This is a genomic window from uncultured Mediterranea sp., assembly GCF_902493215.1.
GTDB lineage: Bacteria > Bacteroidota > Bacteroidia > Bacteroidales > Bacteroidaceae > Bacteroides.
On sequence record NZ_CABUOL010000032.1, the window covers coordinates 1 to 16,621 of the forward strand.

The following is a 16,621-nucleotide window of genomic DNA, read 5'->3' on the forward strand; positions in this document are numbered from 1 at the left end:
AATTAACCTACTGATTTTTAATTAATTATAAAGAAATTTAAACAGCTTCTAAAAATCATCCTAGAAATAATCATTAAAACTTCTCCATTGTTACACGATACGACAACACAAATCTATGCTTTAGTAAATGAGAATATATACTAGACCTATACAAAGAACATGAAAAGGGGAAAGGATTATTAACTTTCCCTTCCCCTAATATTCAGAATCTTGTCAAACCAAAATTAGTTATAATGTTCTGGATTTTCATCCTGCCACTCGTTGACTCCATCTCTAATCCTATTCCTGAAAGTCAAAGTATCTGTCGCATAAGATACCGTTCCATCAGAGTTCCTAAACCTATATTTTAAAAAGATCTTTCGGTCTTGCAACAGTTTGGCACGGTTAAAATAACAATCACCATCATTTGATACCTCCAATACAGCATTGTCTGATTCAACATTAACAGCACCAGTTTGATGGTTTAAGGTTAGTTTCAGGTTACCTGAAGTATTTCCATCACCAATTTTATTAGTAACCAAACTCGCAGGAGCTACAGTAGTTAAACTCCACACTTGATTGTCAGGTTGAGGTATCTGCGTATAGTAACGTTTAGTTTCTACAACCTCACCATTTGCATTTTTCACCACAGTTACACCACCATGCCAATAATTGCCAAACAGCATGTTCTCATATTTCAGACCTATAACCATCGTACTTTTTGAGGCCAAGATCGTATCAGCATCAGCACGAATTATTTTAAATGGAATTGCATAATTTGCTTTCAAGGTAAGAGGATCACTCACAAATTTTAATGAGTCAACTTTCAGCGTTACTTTACCCAAATGATCTCCCTTGGGAATTACTATCACATCATTACTAATACTATAATAATCAGACGGCATACTTTTCAGTTCATCCACACCATCAACTGCATCCTTAATATAGTTGGAGGTACTTGATTTCATCGCTTCCAGAACTGACGCATCAACAAGCGAATTGTCAATCTCATAATCAACGACTCGGTCCTGATTATTATCCATCACTCCACCCAATACAGCACCGACTTCTATTTTCATCCCTTCGCCTACAACAACCGTACGAGTATTCACCTGATTAGCAAAATAAATGCCAGAATAATCATAATCCTTCACATAATCCTCGTAACAGGAAGCCATAAATAAAGCAACTGATGATATAAACAATATTTTTTTCATATTCATAATCCATTTAAATTATTTCCACTGATCCCATCCCTTATTTTGTTCCAACTTGTCCATTTTACGCATCTCTTTATAAGGGATAGGTTGATAAGGAGAAGTGAACTTACGTACTTCCACGACTTCAGGTTCACCATAAGTAAAGGAACCATCCAAATTTTTTATAATAACAGGTCGAGTAACATTCATATTCAATAAAGACAAATCATCCTCAGTAGACCAACGCCTCAAATCATAATACCTCATACCCTCAAAACAAGTCTCGATTCTCCGTTCATTTCTGATAAATTCACGGAAAGCAATCTGCCCTTGTTTGGCTACTTCATCCAAATAAGGATCAGACTCGAACAAAGACTGATTGTCGTAAGTTTTTCTTGTACGAAGCATAGCCATTGCCTCTTTTGCAGACAAGCCATCGATTTCAACCTCAGGGCCTACATACTCATTAGCAGCTTCTGCAAAGTTCAAAAGCATATGAGCCCACCTAATATAAAACTTAGAGTGATTAGATTTCTTTACATTTGCATCATTCCAGTTCAATCCCATATATACATACTTTTTTATATGATAATTGGTACGACTATTTTTAGACAAATCTGCCAAGTCCTTACCTGACTGTCCATTGGCATCAGAAATCCAATTTTCGAACGTATACATAGGTTTACTGGTATTGTTATCCCTGTAAGCCTGAGCTCCATTATAAAAAATCACACTGTAAAATCTAGGATCTCTATTTTTATAAGGATTTTGAGGGTCATACAACTTGGCTCCTTCGGGGTGTTCCTTCGGATATCCATTACTCATAGGAAAAGCATCCACCAATTCTTGAGTTGCTCCAATACTTCCGTTACCACGGAAACCTCCAGGGTAAAAAGCCTTCTCCATTGCATCATTAGAACTGTTGAATCTAGAAGAAAAGATAATACCCGCGAAATTTGGATCAGTCCAAAGTACACGTTCCTGTGGTTTAAAACCATGAGCACCATCTATTTCTAATTTGAAATCTATCACTTCTTTAGCATATTGAGCTGCAAGTTTCCACCGTTCCTTATCTCCATCATTAAATAAAGGACTTGCGTAAGTCAGATACATCTGAGATAAAATAGCACGGGTTGTAATACCATCCATACATCCCCAAAACATACTTCCAGCCGCCCCTTTATCACTAGCATTTATCAAAAAATCTCTATGTGCAATAGGAAGATACTTAAACGCAGAATCACAATCTTCTTTTATTCTTTGCATACAATCTTCATATGTATCACGTGCCTGATTGAAATCACCAGTCAAAATCTCATCATCAAATGATTCTGTTATAATTGGAAATCCTAATAATTTTCCGGATTCCGACCTACCACCAAATCGTTTTAACAAATCCCATTCATACCAAGCTCTTAAGGCATAGGCTTCCCCTTGAAGTCTCCAACGAGTTAAACTATCTTTTCGAGCTTCTGTTTTATATCTAGTATGAAAGCCTCTATCATCCTTTAGAAAACGATTCACGGAAGCAATGGCTTCATAGTCATTTTTCCAATATCCCTCAAAAGGATCTTGAGCAGTAGTTATAGCTCCAGTACCAAGCTTAGTCAAAACGTGAGTCGTACTAGTAATGACAGCATCATCTGTAGCTCCATCCAAATAATAGCCTTCGTTATCGTCATAGGTTTTGGACATATATTCATAAGCTTGTCATACAAAGTTACGATAAGCTAGAAAGAACGCCTACCAAAATTCGGTCAATTTAGGTACACTATTTAACACAACGTTGTTTAACGTGAGTTCGAAATAAGAATCAGAATATAGCCTGTTGCCCATCATTGATAAAGTTCACGTCAATGGCGGGCTTCTTCTCAAAAAAGCAGTATGCCGCAATAGTCGACAGCGTATTTGCAATGAAGTTGTTGAATGAACGGTGTCTGAAATGCCCTATCCGCGTAATGTTCTTCAGTTCGTCATCGACCGTTTCAATCAAGGCTCTTTTTCAGAGAAGAATCTTGTCGGTTATACTCATCAGGGAATTCTTCATATTGTTCTTGACCCTGGTGACAAACTGTATGCCATTGAGGAAAAGGTTCTCGAACAGTGCCTGCCCGATATATTCCTTGTCGGCACATAATTTTCCCTTTATGTTTTCCAGAAACCGGCCTTGTTTCAATGGCTCGCGGTCATCCACATTCCCGGGAGTGAGCATGAAATTCAGGATTTCACCCTTGTCATTGATTGTCAGATGCAATTTGAATCCGAAGAACCATCCCATGGAGCTTCTCCCACGTTCGCAAGTCCCACAAATGTCTTGTAGATCAATATACGTTGGTTACGGCAGACACGCAGAGTTGTGGAATCAACAAAACTGGTGCCGGTACAGGTATCCAGCAGGACTTTCTTAATGAAAATGGCCAGGGGAAGCAGCACCTCTTTCTCCAGTTCTACAAAACGGTTATAGGGATACCGGGCACGGGAAAAGGTGTTTCAGATGTTTGCAGACATACTCCTTGTAGTAAGACTTGAAGCAGCGGAAACCGCCGCTATGGAACAGAATAAGAATGACCATGATCTCCGCATCACTCATACGGTTGGGCTTGTTACGATGCTTCTGCTTCTTGTCTTCAACCATATATTTTTCCTGTTGCAATACAAATTCCTTGCAAAAATCATCGCCATACAATAAATTTCTGTAATTTTAGACCTTGAGAACATAGCGGTAATTATTTAAATGTCATAATTGAGCACTATAAATTTAACACTTTTATCGCTATATTCCTAATTCCCAATGAAATATTTATTTGCTTATATCGAACTCACGTTAATCTATTTATACACATGAAAAGTATATTTCAGCTAATAGCCCTTCTCTGCCTTTCTATTGTGGCATGTATGATGGAATCTTGTTCCAACAAAAGTGAAAAAATTGTTTTGGCGTATGTCACATCGCACGGGACAACTCTTCCAGACCCTGACATTGTAACACACATAAACTATGCATTCGCTCATGTAGATTCTACATTCAGCAAACTTAAAATAGACAATGAAAAACGTTTGTCTGAAATTACAGCCCTCAAACAAAAAGCACCCCATCTGAAGGTGTTGCTTTCCGTCGGTGGATGGGAAAGCGGCAGATTCAGCGAAATGGCAGCAAACGAACAATACCGCATGTCGTTTGCCAACGATTGCCAGAGGGCAATAGAGCAATTTCAACTGGACGGCATCGACATAGATTGGGAATACCCAACCAGCAGTGCGGCAGGGATATCATCTTCTCCTGACGATACAAAAAATTACACGCTACTGATGAGAGACATACGAAAAGCAATTGGTCCTGACAAACTCTTAACACTCGCTTCCGTACATAACGGCGATTACATAGACTTCAAAGCCATCGACCCTTATATAGATTTTGTCAATGCTATGGTATACGACATCAACCGTCCTCCCTACCATCATGCGGCTCTTCACCGCTCGCCATTGGTAGGAAACGGATGCGGTGAAGAATCCATTGAAGCCCATATTCAGAAAGGAGTTCCTGCAGAAAAGCTGGTATTGGGCATTCCTTTCTATGGACATGCAGCTGCTCCACTGCCTGATTTTATCAGTTACGATGCAATAAGGGCACAGCAGGATTACAAGGTTTGCTGGGATTCCATTGCAAAAGTCCCTTACCTTGCCGATAAAGAAGGAAAACTGGTTTGCTCGTATGAAAATCCAGCCTCCATTGCAGCCAAATGTGCTTTCATCAAGCAAAAAGGGCTGAAAGGCATCATGTATTGGGAATACAATTCTGATGGGAAAGAAGGGAGTCTCCGAAAAACAGCCTATAAAGGGATGCAGGGGGAATAAGTTCCACTTCCAACCAACGTTTTTCCAATCAACATCCAAGCTCGTTATGTGTTATAACACTATTACTCCATTAAATAAACAATCATGAAAACAAGAAGAAATCTAGCCATCCTACTCAATTGCCTGGCATTGACAGCTTTCGGACAGACCAGAGAGTTTGCCAATACCATCAAAATTGAAAACACGGATTCCAAGGAAATCATTATTGAAAAAGCTGCCCACATTATTCCGACAGCCAATCAAATGCAGTCATTGGAAAATGAGTTCATCGCCTTTATCCATTTCGGACCGAATACCTTTACACGAATGGAATGGGGAACAGGAAAAGAAGATCCCAAGATTTTCGACCTGAAACATCTGGATACCGACCAATGGTGCAAAGCCATTAAGGCAGCCGGCATGAAAATGGTGATTTTGACGGTCAAACACCACGACGGCTTCGTATTATGGCAAAGCCGGTATACCAAGCATGGCATCATGTCCACCGGTTTTGAAAACGGAAAAGGAGACATCTTGAAATCACTCTCACAGTCATGTAAAAAATATGGGCTGAAATTAGGTGTCTATCTATCTCCGGCCGATTTATACCAGATTGAAAACCCGGAAGGCTTGTATGGAAATCTGAGCAAATACACAATGCGAACCATTCCAAGGCAAGTAGAAGGCCGCCCGTTTGCCAACAAGAAAACATTCAAGTTCATGTTGGACGACTACAACGAATACTTCATGAACCAACTGTTCGAAATTCTGACTGAGTACGGTGAAATACATGAAGTATGGTTCGACGGCGCCCATCCCAAACGGAAAGGGGGACAGCGCTACAATTATGCAGCCTGGAAACAATTAATCAAGGAACTGGCTCCCAAAGCCTCGATCTTCGGACGGGAAGATATCCGCTGGTGTGGCAACGAAGCCGGACAAACACGAAGCACAGAATGGAATGTCATCACCTATCCCGAAAACCCAGACACAGCATCTCATTTCCCCGATATGACAGATCCTGACTTAGGCAGCCGCAAAGTGTTGTACAAAGGAAAATATCTGCATTACCAACAGGCCGAAACCAATACATCAATCCGTGAAGGCTGGTTCTATCGTGACGACACCAACCAGAAAGTACGAAGCGCCGACGACGTATTCGACATATATGAGCGTGCCGTAGGAGGAAACTCGACCTTCCTTTTGAACATTCCGCCCAACCGGGAAGGCCGTTTCTCCGACACAGATGTCAAAGTACTGGAAGAAGTGGGAAAACGTATACGGGAAACATACGGAAAAGACTTGTTCAAGCAGGCCCAAGGTCCTAAAGAAGTGTTGGACCAGGATAAGAATAGCTACATCGAAATTGCATCACCAGACGAAGAAATCAAGATAACGACCTCTTCTCCCATCAAGTTCAATCGACTGGTTCTGCAGGAAGCTATTGCACTACGCGGAGAACGTGTAGAAGAACATGTTGTCGAAGCCTGGATAGACGGTGCCTGGAAAGAGATAGCCCACGCTACCAACATCGGCTACAAGCGTATCCTGCGATTCCCCGATGTAACGACCAGCCAGATCCGTATACGCTTCCCACAAATGCGTATGAAGGCTGCTATCAGTAAAATTTCTGCCCACTATTACCATTCACGTCCGCCACAGCTCACGGCCTGGCGTAATCTGGACGGCCAACTCACCATCGAACCCCTGCAACCCGACTTCAACTGGAAACGCCATGGTGAAAACAGCATAAACAATCTGAATGCCGGATATACAATCCACTATACACTCGACGGCAGCAACCCGACATTCTCCTCCCCTGTCTACCAAGGCCCGTTCCAGGTTGACAATCAAGAGGTACGTGCCATGTCCGTTTTAGGCAAAGAGCAAGGACCTGTTTACAAAGAACAACTCGGATACATCAAAAAGAATTGGAAAGTGGTTGCTGCAAGCAGTGAAGATGGTGCCCACAAAGCCAATCTGGCATTTGACGAGAACCCGGCTACCTATTGGCAGACTCAGAAAACTACAGGCGAACGCAATCTGACAATCGACTTGGGAGCTGTCAAAACAATACAAGGCTTTGCCTATACCCCCCAAAAAGCCAATAAAGAAGGTATGTTTGAACGAGGTCGTATCCTGATCAGTGAAGACAACAAGAACTGGAACAAAGCGGAAGAGTTCACATTCGGAAACCTGATTAACGACCCGGTAAAACGTTATCACAACTTTAAATCTCCGTTGAAAGCCCGATACATAAAAATCGAGATGATAGAAGCGGCCAACAAATCGGACTATGCGTCGATTGCAGAAATAGACTTCTTCTGATAAACCAAATTCCACACGAGGCTGTATCAAATAAGAGGATGCCTTACCAGGCATCACACCTTTCTGATACAGCCTCGTATGTTTTCCAAGAATCTCCTTTCACACAATCCGTTTACCCAGCTTAAACCATCTGTCCAAGCTGGGAAAACCATTCGTTTAAGCTGGGAAAAGCACTGCTTTAAGCTGGGAAAACGGATGCTTTCCCCAGCTTAAAACAATGCTTTCTTCACTTCAGTCAAATAATACTATTGTTTTTTCCGATAATGTAGCACCACCCCATTCTCGCGACGGAAAGCACGTTCGGCCACCTGACGCAAATGGTCAGCGCTGACGGAACGATAATTGTCTACCTCGCGATCCATGTCTTCGGCACGGCCGGCCAGTTCGAACCAGGCCAGATTGGTGGCTACATTCAGGTAATGGATATTGCCGAATATCTGGGCAGACTCAAACTTGTTCTTCACCTTTTCCAACTCAAGCTCGTCAACGGGGCAATGGCGGAGCTGTTCCAACTCCTCACGGACAGCAGCTTCGGCCTCATCGAGCGACACACCCGGCGAAGGCTTGCCGCTGATATGAATCAAGCCAGCATCGCGGCTGCCTGAAATATAGGCATCGATACTGGAAAAGAGTTTCTGCTCCTGCACCAACCTGCGGTTCAAGCGGCTGGAGCGACCGTTGGACAGGATGTCGGACAGGATGTCGAACGCATAATAATCGGGATCGTCGCGGCGGCACATGCGGAAGGCCATGAACAAAGCATCGAGGGGAACAGGGCGTTCCACAGTAAGACGCCGTTCTTCGGTCTGTTCAGGTTCCTGGGGCAGCTGGCGCATGGGCACTTCCCGACGGGGAATGGGGCCGAACCACTTTTGCGTCAAGCGCACGGTTTCCTCCCACGTGATGTTACCGGATACGGCCAGAACTGCATTGTTGGGAGCATAATGACGGTAGAAGAAGTCGCGTACCTCGTCGAGCGTAGCTTGTGCAATGTGAGACAGTTCCTTGCCGATGGTAGGCCACTGGTAGGGATGTACACGATAGGCCAAAGGACGAATCAGATGTCCGACATCGCCATACGGCTGGTTGAGGCAACGTTGCTTGAACTCCTCCATCACCACGCCTCGCTGCACTTCAAGGCTGCGTTCGCTGAATGCCAGACCGAGCATACGGTCAGACTCCAGCCAGAAACCCGTCTCCACATTCTGTCGGGGAACGGTCAGGTAGTAATTGGTGATGTCATTGTTGGTCCACGCATTGTTCTCGCCTCCCGCCAGCTGAAGCGGTGTATCGTAGTCGGGAATGTTCAGGGAACCTCCGAACATCAGATGTTCGAACAGATGGGCAAAGCCCGTATGCTCGGGGTGCTCGTCGCGCGCGCCTACATCATATACAATGTTCAGCGCCACCATCTGCGTACTGGTGTCCTCTACATGCACCAGCCGCAGGCCGTTCTCCAATATCAGTCTGTTGATCTTAAACATTCCCACCCGAACCTTAATTCAAAACTTCCACTTTCACAATCTTCACATCCTCTTCGGGACGATCGTTGCGGTCGGTCTTCACACGCTGGATCTTGTCGACCACATCCATACCCTCGAGCACTTCACCGAAGACGGTATACTCACCATCCAGATGGGGTGTACCGCCCACGGTCGTATAAGCTTTCACCTGTTCGGGAGTGAAGCGGAACTCGGGCTGACCGGCCAACTGCTTCTCAACCTGTGCAATCAGCGTATCCTGCAGATCCATCAGTCCGTCCTGGTCGTTAGCCTTACGCATTTTATAGATTTCCTTGGCATGCTTGGAAGCCAACTCGTTGAAAAGGTTGTTGAAACGTCTCTGATTCATCTGCTCTTCCATACCCAGCAATGTAGAATCGTTGTACACCTTACCGGTAACGATGTAGAACTGGCAACCCGACGAAGCCTTCTGGGGATTGACGTTATCTCCCTGACGGGCAGCAGACAAGGCACCCTTCTTGTGGAAGTATTTGGGATAAACAAACTCGGCAGGAACGGTATAACCCACATCGCCCGCACCCAGCATCTTGCCCTTGGGCGCATTCTTCGATTCGGGATCGCCTGCCTGTATCATAAAGTCCTTGATGACGCGATGAAAGAGGGTTCCCTCGTAAGTACCGTCCTCGGCCAGCTTGATGAAATTGTCCCGATGCTGGGGAGTTTCATTGTACAGCTTCACCACGATATCACCCGCGGTGGTCTCAATTTTCAGTTTGGTTTCTTCGCTCATATCTTTCGCTTTTTTGTCTTGTTTGCAGGCCGCAAAGCCGCAAATCAATATGGTTAATAATACAACTGTTGTCTTTTTCATCTTACTTTTTGTTTAATTTAAGTCTGCAAATATACTAAAATCAGCCAAAACCGCTTACCTTTGTGTTGTAAAAGATAATATTTGCGCTTATGAAGTCTATATTGATAGTAGAAGATGACATCACGTATGGTATGATGCTGAAGACCTGGCTTGGGAAAAAAGGCTTTCAAGTACAGTCGGCCAGCAGTATCGCACGTGCCCAGAAAATCATTGAAACAGAAGATGTAGACCTCATTCTGTCCGATCTGCGCCTGCCCGACCGCGACGGCATCGACCTGCTGAAATGGTTGGGACAGCACGGACGCATGAAGCCGCTCATCATCATGACGGGCTATGCGGACATCCAGTCGGCCGTACAGGCCATGAAGCTGGGAGCACGCGACTACGTGGCAAAACCCGTCAACCCCGACGAACTGCTCAAGAAGATGGACGAAGCCCTGAAGACTCCTGAACCCGGAAACGAGGCTCCAGCTGTAGTCCGCCAGGAAAAAGCCGCGGCAGGCAAAGAAACAACCACTGCCACCAATCCACCGTCCGACTATCTCGAAGGAGAAAGCGATGCCGCCAAGCAGCTCTACAACTACGTCCGCCTGGTGGCCCCCACCAGCATGTCGGTACTCATCAACGGTGCCAGCGGCACGGGCAAGGAATACGTGGCCCACCGCATCCACCAGCTGAGCAAGCGGGCGCAATATCCGTTCGTAGCCATCGACTGCGGCGCCATCCCCAAAGAGCTGGCCGCCTCCGAATTCTTCGGGCATGTGAAAGGGGCCTTCACCGGTGCCCTGACCGACAAGACCGGTGCTTTCGTGGCAGCCAACGGCGGTACTATCTTTCTGGATGAAATCGGGAACCTGAGCTACGAAGTACAGGTACAGCTGCTTCGTGCCTTGCAGGAACGCAAGATACGTCCCGTCGGCTCGAATAAGGAAATTCAAGTGGACGTACGTCTGATTTCGGCCACCAACGAAAATCTGGAGCAGGCCATCGAACGGGGTAATTTCCGTGAAGACCTTTACCACCGCATCAACGAGTTCACCCTGCGCATGCCGCAACTGAAAGACCGCCACGAAGACATCCTGCTCTTTGCCAACTTCTTTCTGGACCAGGCCAACCGTGAAATGGACAAGCACCTCATCGGATTTGACGAGGCAGCCTCCCGTGCCCTGACCGAATATCACTGGCCCGGCAACCTCCGTCAGATGAAGAATGTCGTACGCCGCGCTACCCTGCTTGCCACAGGCAAGTTTATCACGTTGAACGAATTGTCCGACCTCCAGTATACCCAGCCTGCCATGCCTACACCCGGCAGCATGCCCCTGCGTAACGAAGAAACCGAGAAACAGCACATCATCGAGGCTCTCCGCCAGACTGGAAACAATAAAAGCCGGGCAGCACAACTGTTGGGTATAGACCGAAAAACGCTCTACAACAAACTGAAACTCTACAACCTTTCGGACATATTGTAGAAATATTCCACACTTCATTCCACACATCCACACTTACATTCCACACTTTCCCAACAAAGGTCAAACAGCCAGTTTGCTGTTTATCAATCAAATAAGCAGCATGCGCCATTTTTGGCACGCTATTTGAAGCTATCTATTATGCAAGCGCGAGCCTGCACAACAAAAACGCAACTTAAACCTAAACTTTATATATATACTCTTTTAAAAGGAAAGCAAGTGAAAGTAAAACGTTAGTATTAGTAGCAGCCCTGTTTATGTTTGTTTGTGGAGGGCTCTCCCCGGCAACCTTCTGAAAAGAAGATGCCGGGGGAGCCAATACAAAAACCGGAAACAATCAGCCCTAAAATACTTCCGGTTGCCCCTTTTGACAGTTCTTGCACTGCGGACAAAAACACCTGCTCGAAGTTGCTGAACAAGAGTAAGCACACTAACAAGAAAAAAGCCGCCCCGTCTTGTCTATTCTGGGGGCGGCTTTTTCTTTTTTATCGCCTTGATGTTTCTCTATATTCTTACCAATGACGTTCAGGATACAGGTCGTTCCACCATTCGGGGCTGTCCTGCAGCCACTTGGCAAACCAGGCCATAATGGAGTTATGCCACTGGACACGTTTGTCATAGTCGGCTATGAAGTGATTTTCACCATCCACAGTAATGAATTCTACCGTCCGGCCCAGAATCTTCAGTGCATTGTACAGCTGGATGCTCTCGCCGATGGGTACATTGGTATCGGCCGTACCGTGCAGAAGCAACAGAGGCGTATGGATCTTGTCGGCATTGAACAGGGCACCGTGCTTGGTGAAGAGATCGGGTTGTGACCACGGATAACTGCCTGCGGCGGCAATGGCATTGTAGGAATAGCCCCAATAACCCTCACCCCAATAGCTGGTGACGTTGCTGATACCGGCATGAGAGGCAGCAGCAGCAAAGATGTCAGTCTTGGTCTGCAGATACATGGTCATGAAGCCGCCATACGAAGCGCCCAGACAGCCGATGCGCTTGGCATTGACAAACGGATGGGCTTCACAGAACTTCTTCGTGCCTTCAATAATATTGTCGGCCGTATAGTCACCCCAGGCATTGACGTGGCGGGCGGAGAATTCCTGTCCGTAGCCGATGGTACCGCTGGGCTGGATGACGTAGACCACATAGTCGCGCGAAGCGAAAAGCTGCGGACTGTAGGGCGAGGTCATACCGCGCGTAGTAGGCGTGGTACCTCCGTAGTAGTAGACAATCAGCGGATATTTCTTCTCGGGGTCGAAGTCGGGAGGCAGGCACATCATGCCTTCAATCGTCGTACCGTCCGAAGCCGTGAAGTTCCACTCTTCCATTTGTCCGAACTGAATCTTGTCCAGCGTCTTCTGCATCGGATTGGCCAGCAGCTTGGATGTCTGCTTCTTGCCGTCGTACAGATAGGCCACGCCGGTCGAGGTGTTGCCACCACCTACATAGGCTGCCACCTGCGGAGCCTTGTCGGCCAGCGTAAAGGATGAAATGACATCTTCAGCCAAGGGAAGCATCTCGAACGTGCCTTTCTTCGGCGTGTAGCGGTAGATGTGCTGGCAGTCTTTGTCGGTCGTGTTGAAGTAGATGCAGCCGTCCGTACGGTTCCATTGCAGGAGAGACACCGACGGGTTGAAGTCGCGTGTAATGGGCGTTATTTTCTTAGTAGCCAAGTCCATCAGGAAAGCCTGCGTATCGAAGTCGTTGGCAATGGGATGCGATCCACAGTTCTTGCCGATGCCACCGAAAGCCTCGGGGCTGCCGATCAGCACCAGCTGACGGCCGTCGGGCGAATAGGAAGCAGAGTTGAGGTAGGCATCCTCACGCACCAGTGTATCGGCCTTCATCGTGTTCAGGTCGATTTCGAACAGGGTAGTCAGGCTGTAGGGACACTTCGTGATGTTGGGTTTCGACGTGGTGCAGAGCAGCTTGGCGCCGTCCCACGAGATGTCGTTCAGGTAGACGGGGCGCGAGCCGTAGGTCAGCCGTTCGGAAACGCCCGTCTTCAGGTCGTACTTCACCAGGTAGGAACGGTTACGCGAGCCGGGGATACGGTCATCGGGCATCAGCATGCGCTTCAGGGGACCGTTCACCTTCTCGCCTTCATCCGAAGACGAATAAATGAGATAGTCTTCCGTGGGCGACCAGCTGAAACCTCCGTCAGGTACATTGGCCATCACCGTCTCTTCGCGCATTGTGGCGGGATCGAACAGCACGAGGTCCCTTTGCTCATCGCCCGTCACGGTATAATAGAGTTTGCTGCTCACGGGCATCCAGCGGGCGTTGGTGGGCACGTTAGGATGAATCATGCGGCCGGTCTTGACCTCGGTCAGCTCCTGCCACGTACGCGAGCGCTTGGTGGAGTAGTTGTCCCAATAATAGGTCAGCAGGTACTTGCCGTCGGGCGAGAGGGAGACGGAGTAGACTTTCCGTCCGAAGGCGGTATTGTAGAGCGACAGACGGCGCTTCATGTCGGGAGCCATGTGAAAGGGTACGTTCCCGAAGTCCTTATCGCCCTCGAACGTACACTTCAGTACGGGTTCGGCCTTGTCGTCGGCTGAGGCAAGGAGCTTGATGACAATTTCGTTGTCGGCCTCGGGTTCCAGACGCAGGCTGATTTCAGCGGGATGTACCTGCGAAAGGCTGTCCTGAGCGGCATCTTTCACATGCTTGGACACACCGTTGACGAACACCTCGAAGCGGGCGGGCGAAGAAACTTTGAGCTTGCCCTTCATGAAGCGCTCGGCACGCAGGTTGGTGGCGAAGAGGTAGAGCAGATTGTCACGGTCGGCAGGAGCCACACGAACGTAACCGGCGGTATCAGCCTCGACGCGGTCGTAGGTATAGGAGTCGAAATCCAGATTCACTTTTGTTTTCAACAGCTCCTTCATGGCAAACTTGTCGCCCTTGAAGTTGATGCTGTCACCCTGAAGAGGCGCCCGCAGCGACACGGCGGGACGCAGATAGAAAGCAGACGCCTGCTGTTGCTGCGCCTGCAGGGACATTCCTGCACAGAGCAGCAATGCCGAGAGTAAAAATTCTTTTTTCATAAAAGCAACCGTTTTTTTCATTTCAAATACATCGCCCCGATTCAGACTAGGAGTCTAGTCTAGGGTAGACTAAGGGCCTAGTCTAGGGCAGACTAAAGGTCTAGCCTAAGGCAGACTAGGGAGTTAGCCTAAGACTGGGGATCCCTTTCTTCAAAGCTGCGCCACAGGTTGTCTGACGGCACGGGAGCCACAACGTCTATCTGTTCCTTGGAAACGGGATGGACGAAACGTACGCGGCGGGCGTGCAGACAGATGCTGCCGTCGGGATTGGAGCGGGGAAAACCGTACTTCAGGTCACCCTTGATGGGGCAGCCCATCTTGGCCAGCTGGCAACGGATCTGATGGTGACGGCCCGTCTTCAGGTCCACCTCCAGCAGACAGTAGTTGTCCGAACGGGCAATGAGCCGATAGTGCAGGATGGCCTTCTTGCTGCCGGGCTTTTCGGAGTCGTAGGCGTAGCTCTTGTTCTGCTTCTCGTTGCGCACCAGGTAGTTCACCAGCTCGCCCTCGGTTTCGGCGGGCGTCTGCTTCACGATGGCCCAGTAGGTCTTCTTCACCTCGCTGTTCTTGAACATCTCGTTCAGGCGCGACAGGGCCTTGCTGGTCTTGGCAAAGACAACAAGACCGCTCACAGGGCGGTCCAGGCGGTGGGTCACACCGATAAAGACGTTGCCGGGCTTGTGGTACTTCTCTTTCAGATACTGCTTGACGGTTTCCGAAAGGGGCACGTCGCCCGTCTTGTCTCCCTGAACAATCTCCGAAGCGGTCTTGTTGACGATAATGATGTGATTGTCCTCGTATACGACGGTCATATCAGTAGCAAATTACATGTTCATGCCACCGTCGATCTGGATCACCTGACCCGAAACGTAGGACGACATGTCGGATGCCAGGAAGGTAGCCACGTTGGCCACGTCTTCGGGCGTACCGCCACGGCGCAGAGGAATCTTCTTGCACCATTCGGCCTTTACCTCGTCAGAGAGGGCGTCGGTCATGGCTGTCATGATGAAGCCCGGAGCAATGGCGTTGGCACGGATGCCGCGTGAGCCGAGTTCCTGAGCGATGGACTTGGCCAGAGCAATCATACCGGCCTTGGAAGCCGAGTAGTTGGCCTGTCCGGCATTGCCGTGAACACCTACTACAGAAGCCATGTTAATGATGCTGCCGGCTTTCTGGCGCATCATGATGGGCGTACAGGCGTGGATGAAGTTGAATGCCGACTTCAGGTTCACGTTGATGACCATATCCCACTGCTGCTCGCTCATGCGCATCATCAGGCCGTCGCGGGTGATGCCGGCGTTGTTCACCAGGATGTCGATGCGGCCGAAATCCTGATGGATGGCCTCTACCACCTTGGCCGTATCCTCGAAGTTGGCTGCGTTCGAAGCATAAGCCTTGGCCTTCACACCCATGGCTTCGATTTCTTTGGCAGTATTCTCGGCGTTCTCGTCGATTACCAGGTCCGTAAATGCTACATTGGCGCCTTCAGCGGCGAACTTCAATGCGATAGCCTTGCCGATACCACGTGCGGCACCGGTTACGATGGCTGTTTTTCCAGTTAATAATCCCATAATCGTATTGTTTAAAAATTAAAAGTATCTTTTCTTCGTCGTAAAACTATCTTTTCCGCTCCCGTATCACAGTGCTTTCGGCTCCTTGCGATGCAGGGCGCCGAAGACGATGCGTGCCACGTACTTGTCGCGTGTGGCGTCGTCCAGATTGGCTCCGATCTGCCCACGGATGTAGGGCACCTCGATGCCTTTCACACAATAGTGCACCAGATCGGCCGTCATGTCGAGGTCGTCTATCTGAAAGACACCCGTCTCCATTCCTTCACGCAGCACATCCTTGAAGAGCTGTACCTCTTTTTCATCGAACCGCTTGCGAGCCTTCTCCACCTTCCAGATGTCGCGGAAGAAATCGGCACGGAGCGTGCCGTTGCGGTAAACCACTTCCTTCACCACGTCCAGACGGGTGTAAATCATCTCGAGCATCTTCTCGTCAGGCGAGATGTGCTTGTCGGCCACACGCTTCATGGTGTCCAGCAGGATGTCCAGCTGCGACTCGACCACGGCCAGATAGATATCCTCCTTGCTCTTGAAGTAGGTATAGAGCGTGCGTCGCCCTTTCTTCGAAGCGAGGGCGATGTCGTTCATCGTGGTGTTCTCGACACCCATCTTCGCAAAGAGCTGACGGGCGACGTCCACTAACTGGGCTCTGGTCTTGGATAACGGCATGGTTCAATAATTGCACATTGCTTAATAATCTGAGCAAAAGTAAGACATTTCCCCTTATCACACAAGAAATAAAAAAAATATCTGCCGAATATTTGTTTTTTCCAAAATAAGTCGTACCTTTGCACTCGAAATCAAGAACATCGCGGAGTGGAGCAGTTGGTAGCTCGTTGGGCTCATAACCCAAAGGTCGT

Annotated in this window: 11 protein-coding genes and 1 pseudogene; 3 read left to right on the plus strand and 9 right to left on the minus strand. The window is 47.9% G+C overall.

The window, feature by feature from the left end; translation table 11 throughout:
* Positions 1-224: 224 nt before the first annotated feature.
* From RDO88_RS13065 to RDO88_RS13075, 3 genes and pseudogenes are all read right to left on the minus strand, one after another.
* On the minus strand, positions 225-1,196 hold the full coding sequence (locus RDO88_RS13065; RefSeq protein ID WP_307759781.1) for a DUF1735 domain-containing protein: 972 nt from the start codon (positions 1,194-1,196) through the stop codon (positions 225-227).
* Positions 1,197-1,214: 18 nt separating this feature from the next.
* Entirely contained in the window at positions 1,215-2,873 is a 1,659-nt protein-coding gene (locus tag RDO88_RS13070; protein WP_307759782.1) for a RagB/SusD family nutrient uptake outer membrane protein, read from the minus strand.
* A 118-nt stretch (positions 2,874-2,991) separates the two neighbouring features.
* Positions 2,992-3,813: pseudogene (locus RDO88_RS13075) on the minus strand (IS982 family transposase).
* A gap of 206 nt (positions 3,814-4,019) precedes the next feature.
* Here RDO88_RS13075 and RDO88_RS13080 point away from each other — a divergent pair.
* Both RDO88_RS13080 and RDO88_RS13085 read left to right on the plus strand, forming a co-directional pair.
* Positions 4,020-5,033, plus strand: coding sequence for a glycosyl hydrolase family 18 protein (locus RDO88_RS13080; protein WP_307759783.1), 1,014 nt, complete (start codon positions 4,020-4,022; stop codon positions 5,031-5,033).
* A gap of 84 nt (positions 5,034-5,117) precedes the next feature.
* Positions 5,118-7,340 (plus strand): alpha-L-fucosidase, encoded by a 2,223-nt coding sequence (locus RDO88_RS13085; RefSeq protein ID WP_307759784.1) that lies wholly within the window; start codon positions 5,118-5,120, stop codon positions 7,338-7,340.
* A 245-nt stretch (positions 7,341-7,585) separates the two neighbouring features.
* On the opposite strand, the gene RDO88_RS13090 is transcribed toward RDO88_RS13085, so the two are convergent.
* Together RDO88_RS13090 and RDO88_RS13095 are read right to left on the minus strand one after the other, a co-directional pair.
* Positions 7,586-8,824 (minus strand): insulinase family protein, encoded by a 1,239-nt coding sequence (locus RDO88_RS13090; RefSeq protein ID WP_307759785.1) that lies wholly within the window; start codon positions 8,822-8,824, stop codon positions 7,586-7,588.
* Positions 8,825-8,837: 13 nt separating this feature from the next.
* On the minus strand, positions 8,838-9,674 hold the full coding sequence (locus RDO88_RS13095) for a peptidylprolyl isomerase (protein ID WP_307759786.1): 837 nt from the start codon (positions 9,672-9,674) through the stop codon (positions 8,838-8,840).
* 89 nt (positions 9,675-9,763) lie between these two features.
* Here RDO88_RS13095 and RDO88_RS13100 point away from each other — a divergent pair, with 89 nt between their 5' ends.
* Positions 9,764-11,143: a sigma 54-interacting transcriptional regulator gene (locus tag RDO88_RS13100; RefSeq protein WP_307759787.1), complete on the plus strand. Its 1,380-nt coding sequence runs from the start codon at positions 9,764-9,766 to the stop codon at positions 11,141-11,143.
* 509 nt (positions 11,144-11,652) lie between these two features.
* Here RDO88_RS13100 and RDO88_RS13105 read toward each other — a convergent pair.
* From RDO88_RS13105 to RDO88_RS13120, 4 genes are all read right to left on the minus strand, one after another.
* Positions 11,653-14,193 (minus strand): prolyl oligopeptidase family serine peptidase, encoded by a 2,541-nt coding sequence (locus RDO88_RS13105; protein WP_307759788.1) that lies wholly within the window; start codon positions 14,191-14,193, stop codon positions 11,653-11,655.
* Between the two features lie 128 nt (positions 14,194-14,321).
* Complete coding sequence (locus RDO88_RS13110; protein WP_307759789.1) at positions 14,322-15,005, minus strand: pseudouridine synthase; 684 nt, start codon at positions 15,003-15,005, stop codon at positions 14,322-14,324.
* A gap of 12 nt (positions 15,006-15,017) precedes the next feature.
* Positions 15,018-15,764, minus strand: coding sequence for a 3-oxoacyl-[acyl-carrier-protein] reductase (fabG, locus tag RDO88_RS13115; protein WP_072544407.1), 747 nt, complete (start codon positions 15,762-15,764; stop codon positions 15,018-15,020).
* Positions 15,765-15,830: 66 nt separating this feature from the next.
* Positions 15,831-16,430, minus strand: coding sequence for a TetR family transcriptional regulator (locus tag RDO88_RS13120; protein WP_307759790.1), 600 nt, complete (start codon positions 16,428-16,430; stop codon positions 15,831-15,833).
* Between the last annotated feature and the right edge of the window lie 191 nt (positions 16,431-16,621).

Excerpts from the sequence above, each read along its gene's own strand:
- RDO88_RS13065 (WP_307759781.1), bottom strand. The coding sequence starts at position 1,196 with ATGAAAAAAATATTGTTTATATCATCAGTTGCTTTATTTATGGCTTCC.
- RDO88_RS13070 (WP_307759782.1), bottom strand. The coding sequence starts at position 2,873 with ATGTCCAAAACCTATGACGATAACGAAGGCTATTATTTGGATGGAGCT.
- RDO88_RS13080 (WP_307759783.1), top strand. The coding sequence starts at position 4,020 with ATGAAAAGTATATTTCAGCTAATAGCCCTTCTCTGCCTTTCTATTGTG.
- RDO88_RS13085 (WP_307759784.1), top strand. The coding sequence starts at position 5,118 with ATGAAAACAAGAAGAAATCTAGCCATCCTACTCAATTGCCTGGCATTG.
- RDO88_RS13090 (WP_307759785.1), bottom strand. The coding sequence starts at position 8,824 with ATGTTTAAGATCAACAGACTGATATTGGAGAACGGCCTGCGGCTGGTG.
- RDO88_RS13095 (WP_307759786.1), bottom strand. The coding sequence starts at position 9,674 with ATGAAAAAGACAACAGTTGTATTATTAACCATATTGATTTGCGGCTTT.
- RDO88_RS13100 (WP_307759787.1), top strand. The coding sequence starts at position 9,764 with ATGAAGTCTATATTGATAGTAGAAGATGACATCACGTATGGTATGATG.
- RDO88_RS13105 (WP_307759788.1), bottom strand. The coding sequence starts at position 14,193 with ATGAAAAAAGAATTTTTACTCTCGGCATTGCTGCTCTGTGCAGGAATG.
- RDO88_RS13110 (WP_307759789.1), bottom strand. The coding sequence starts at position 15,005 with ATGACCGTCGTATACGAGGACAATCACATCATTATCGTCAACAAGACC.
- fabG (WP_072544407.1), bottom strand. The coding sequence starts at position 15,764 with ATGGGATTATTAACTGGAAAAACAGCCATCGTAACCGGTGCCGCACGT.
- RDO88_RS13120 (WP_307759790.1), bottom strand. The coding sequence starts at position 16,430 with ATGCCGTTATCCAAGACCAGAGCCCAGTTAGTGGACGTCGCCCGTCAG.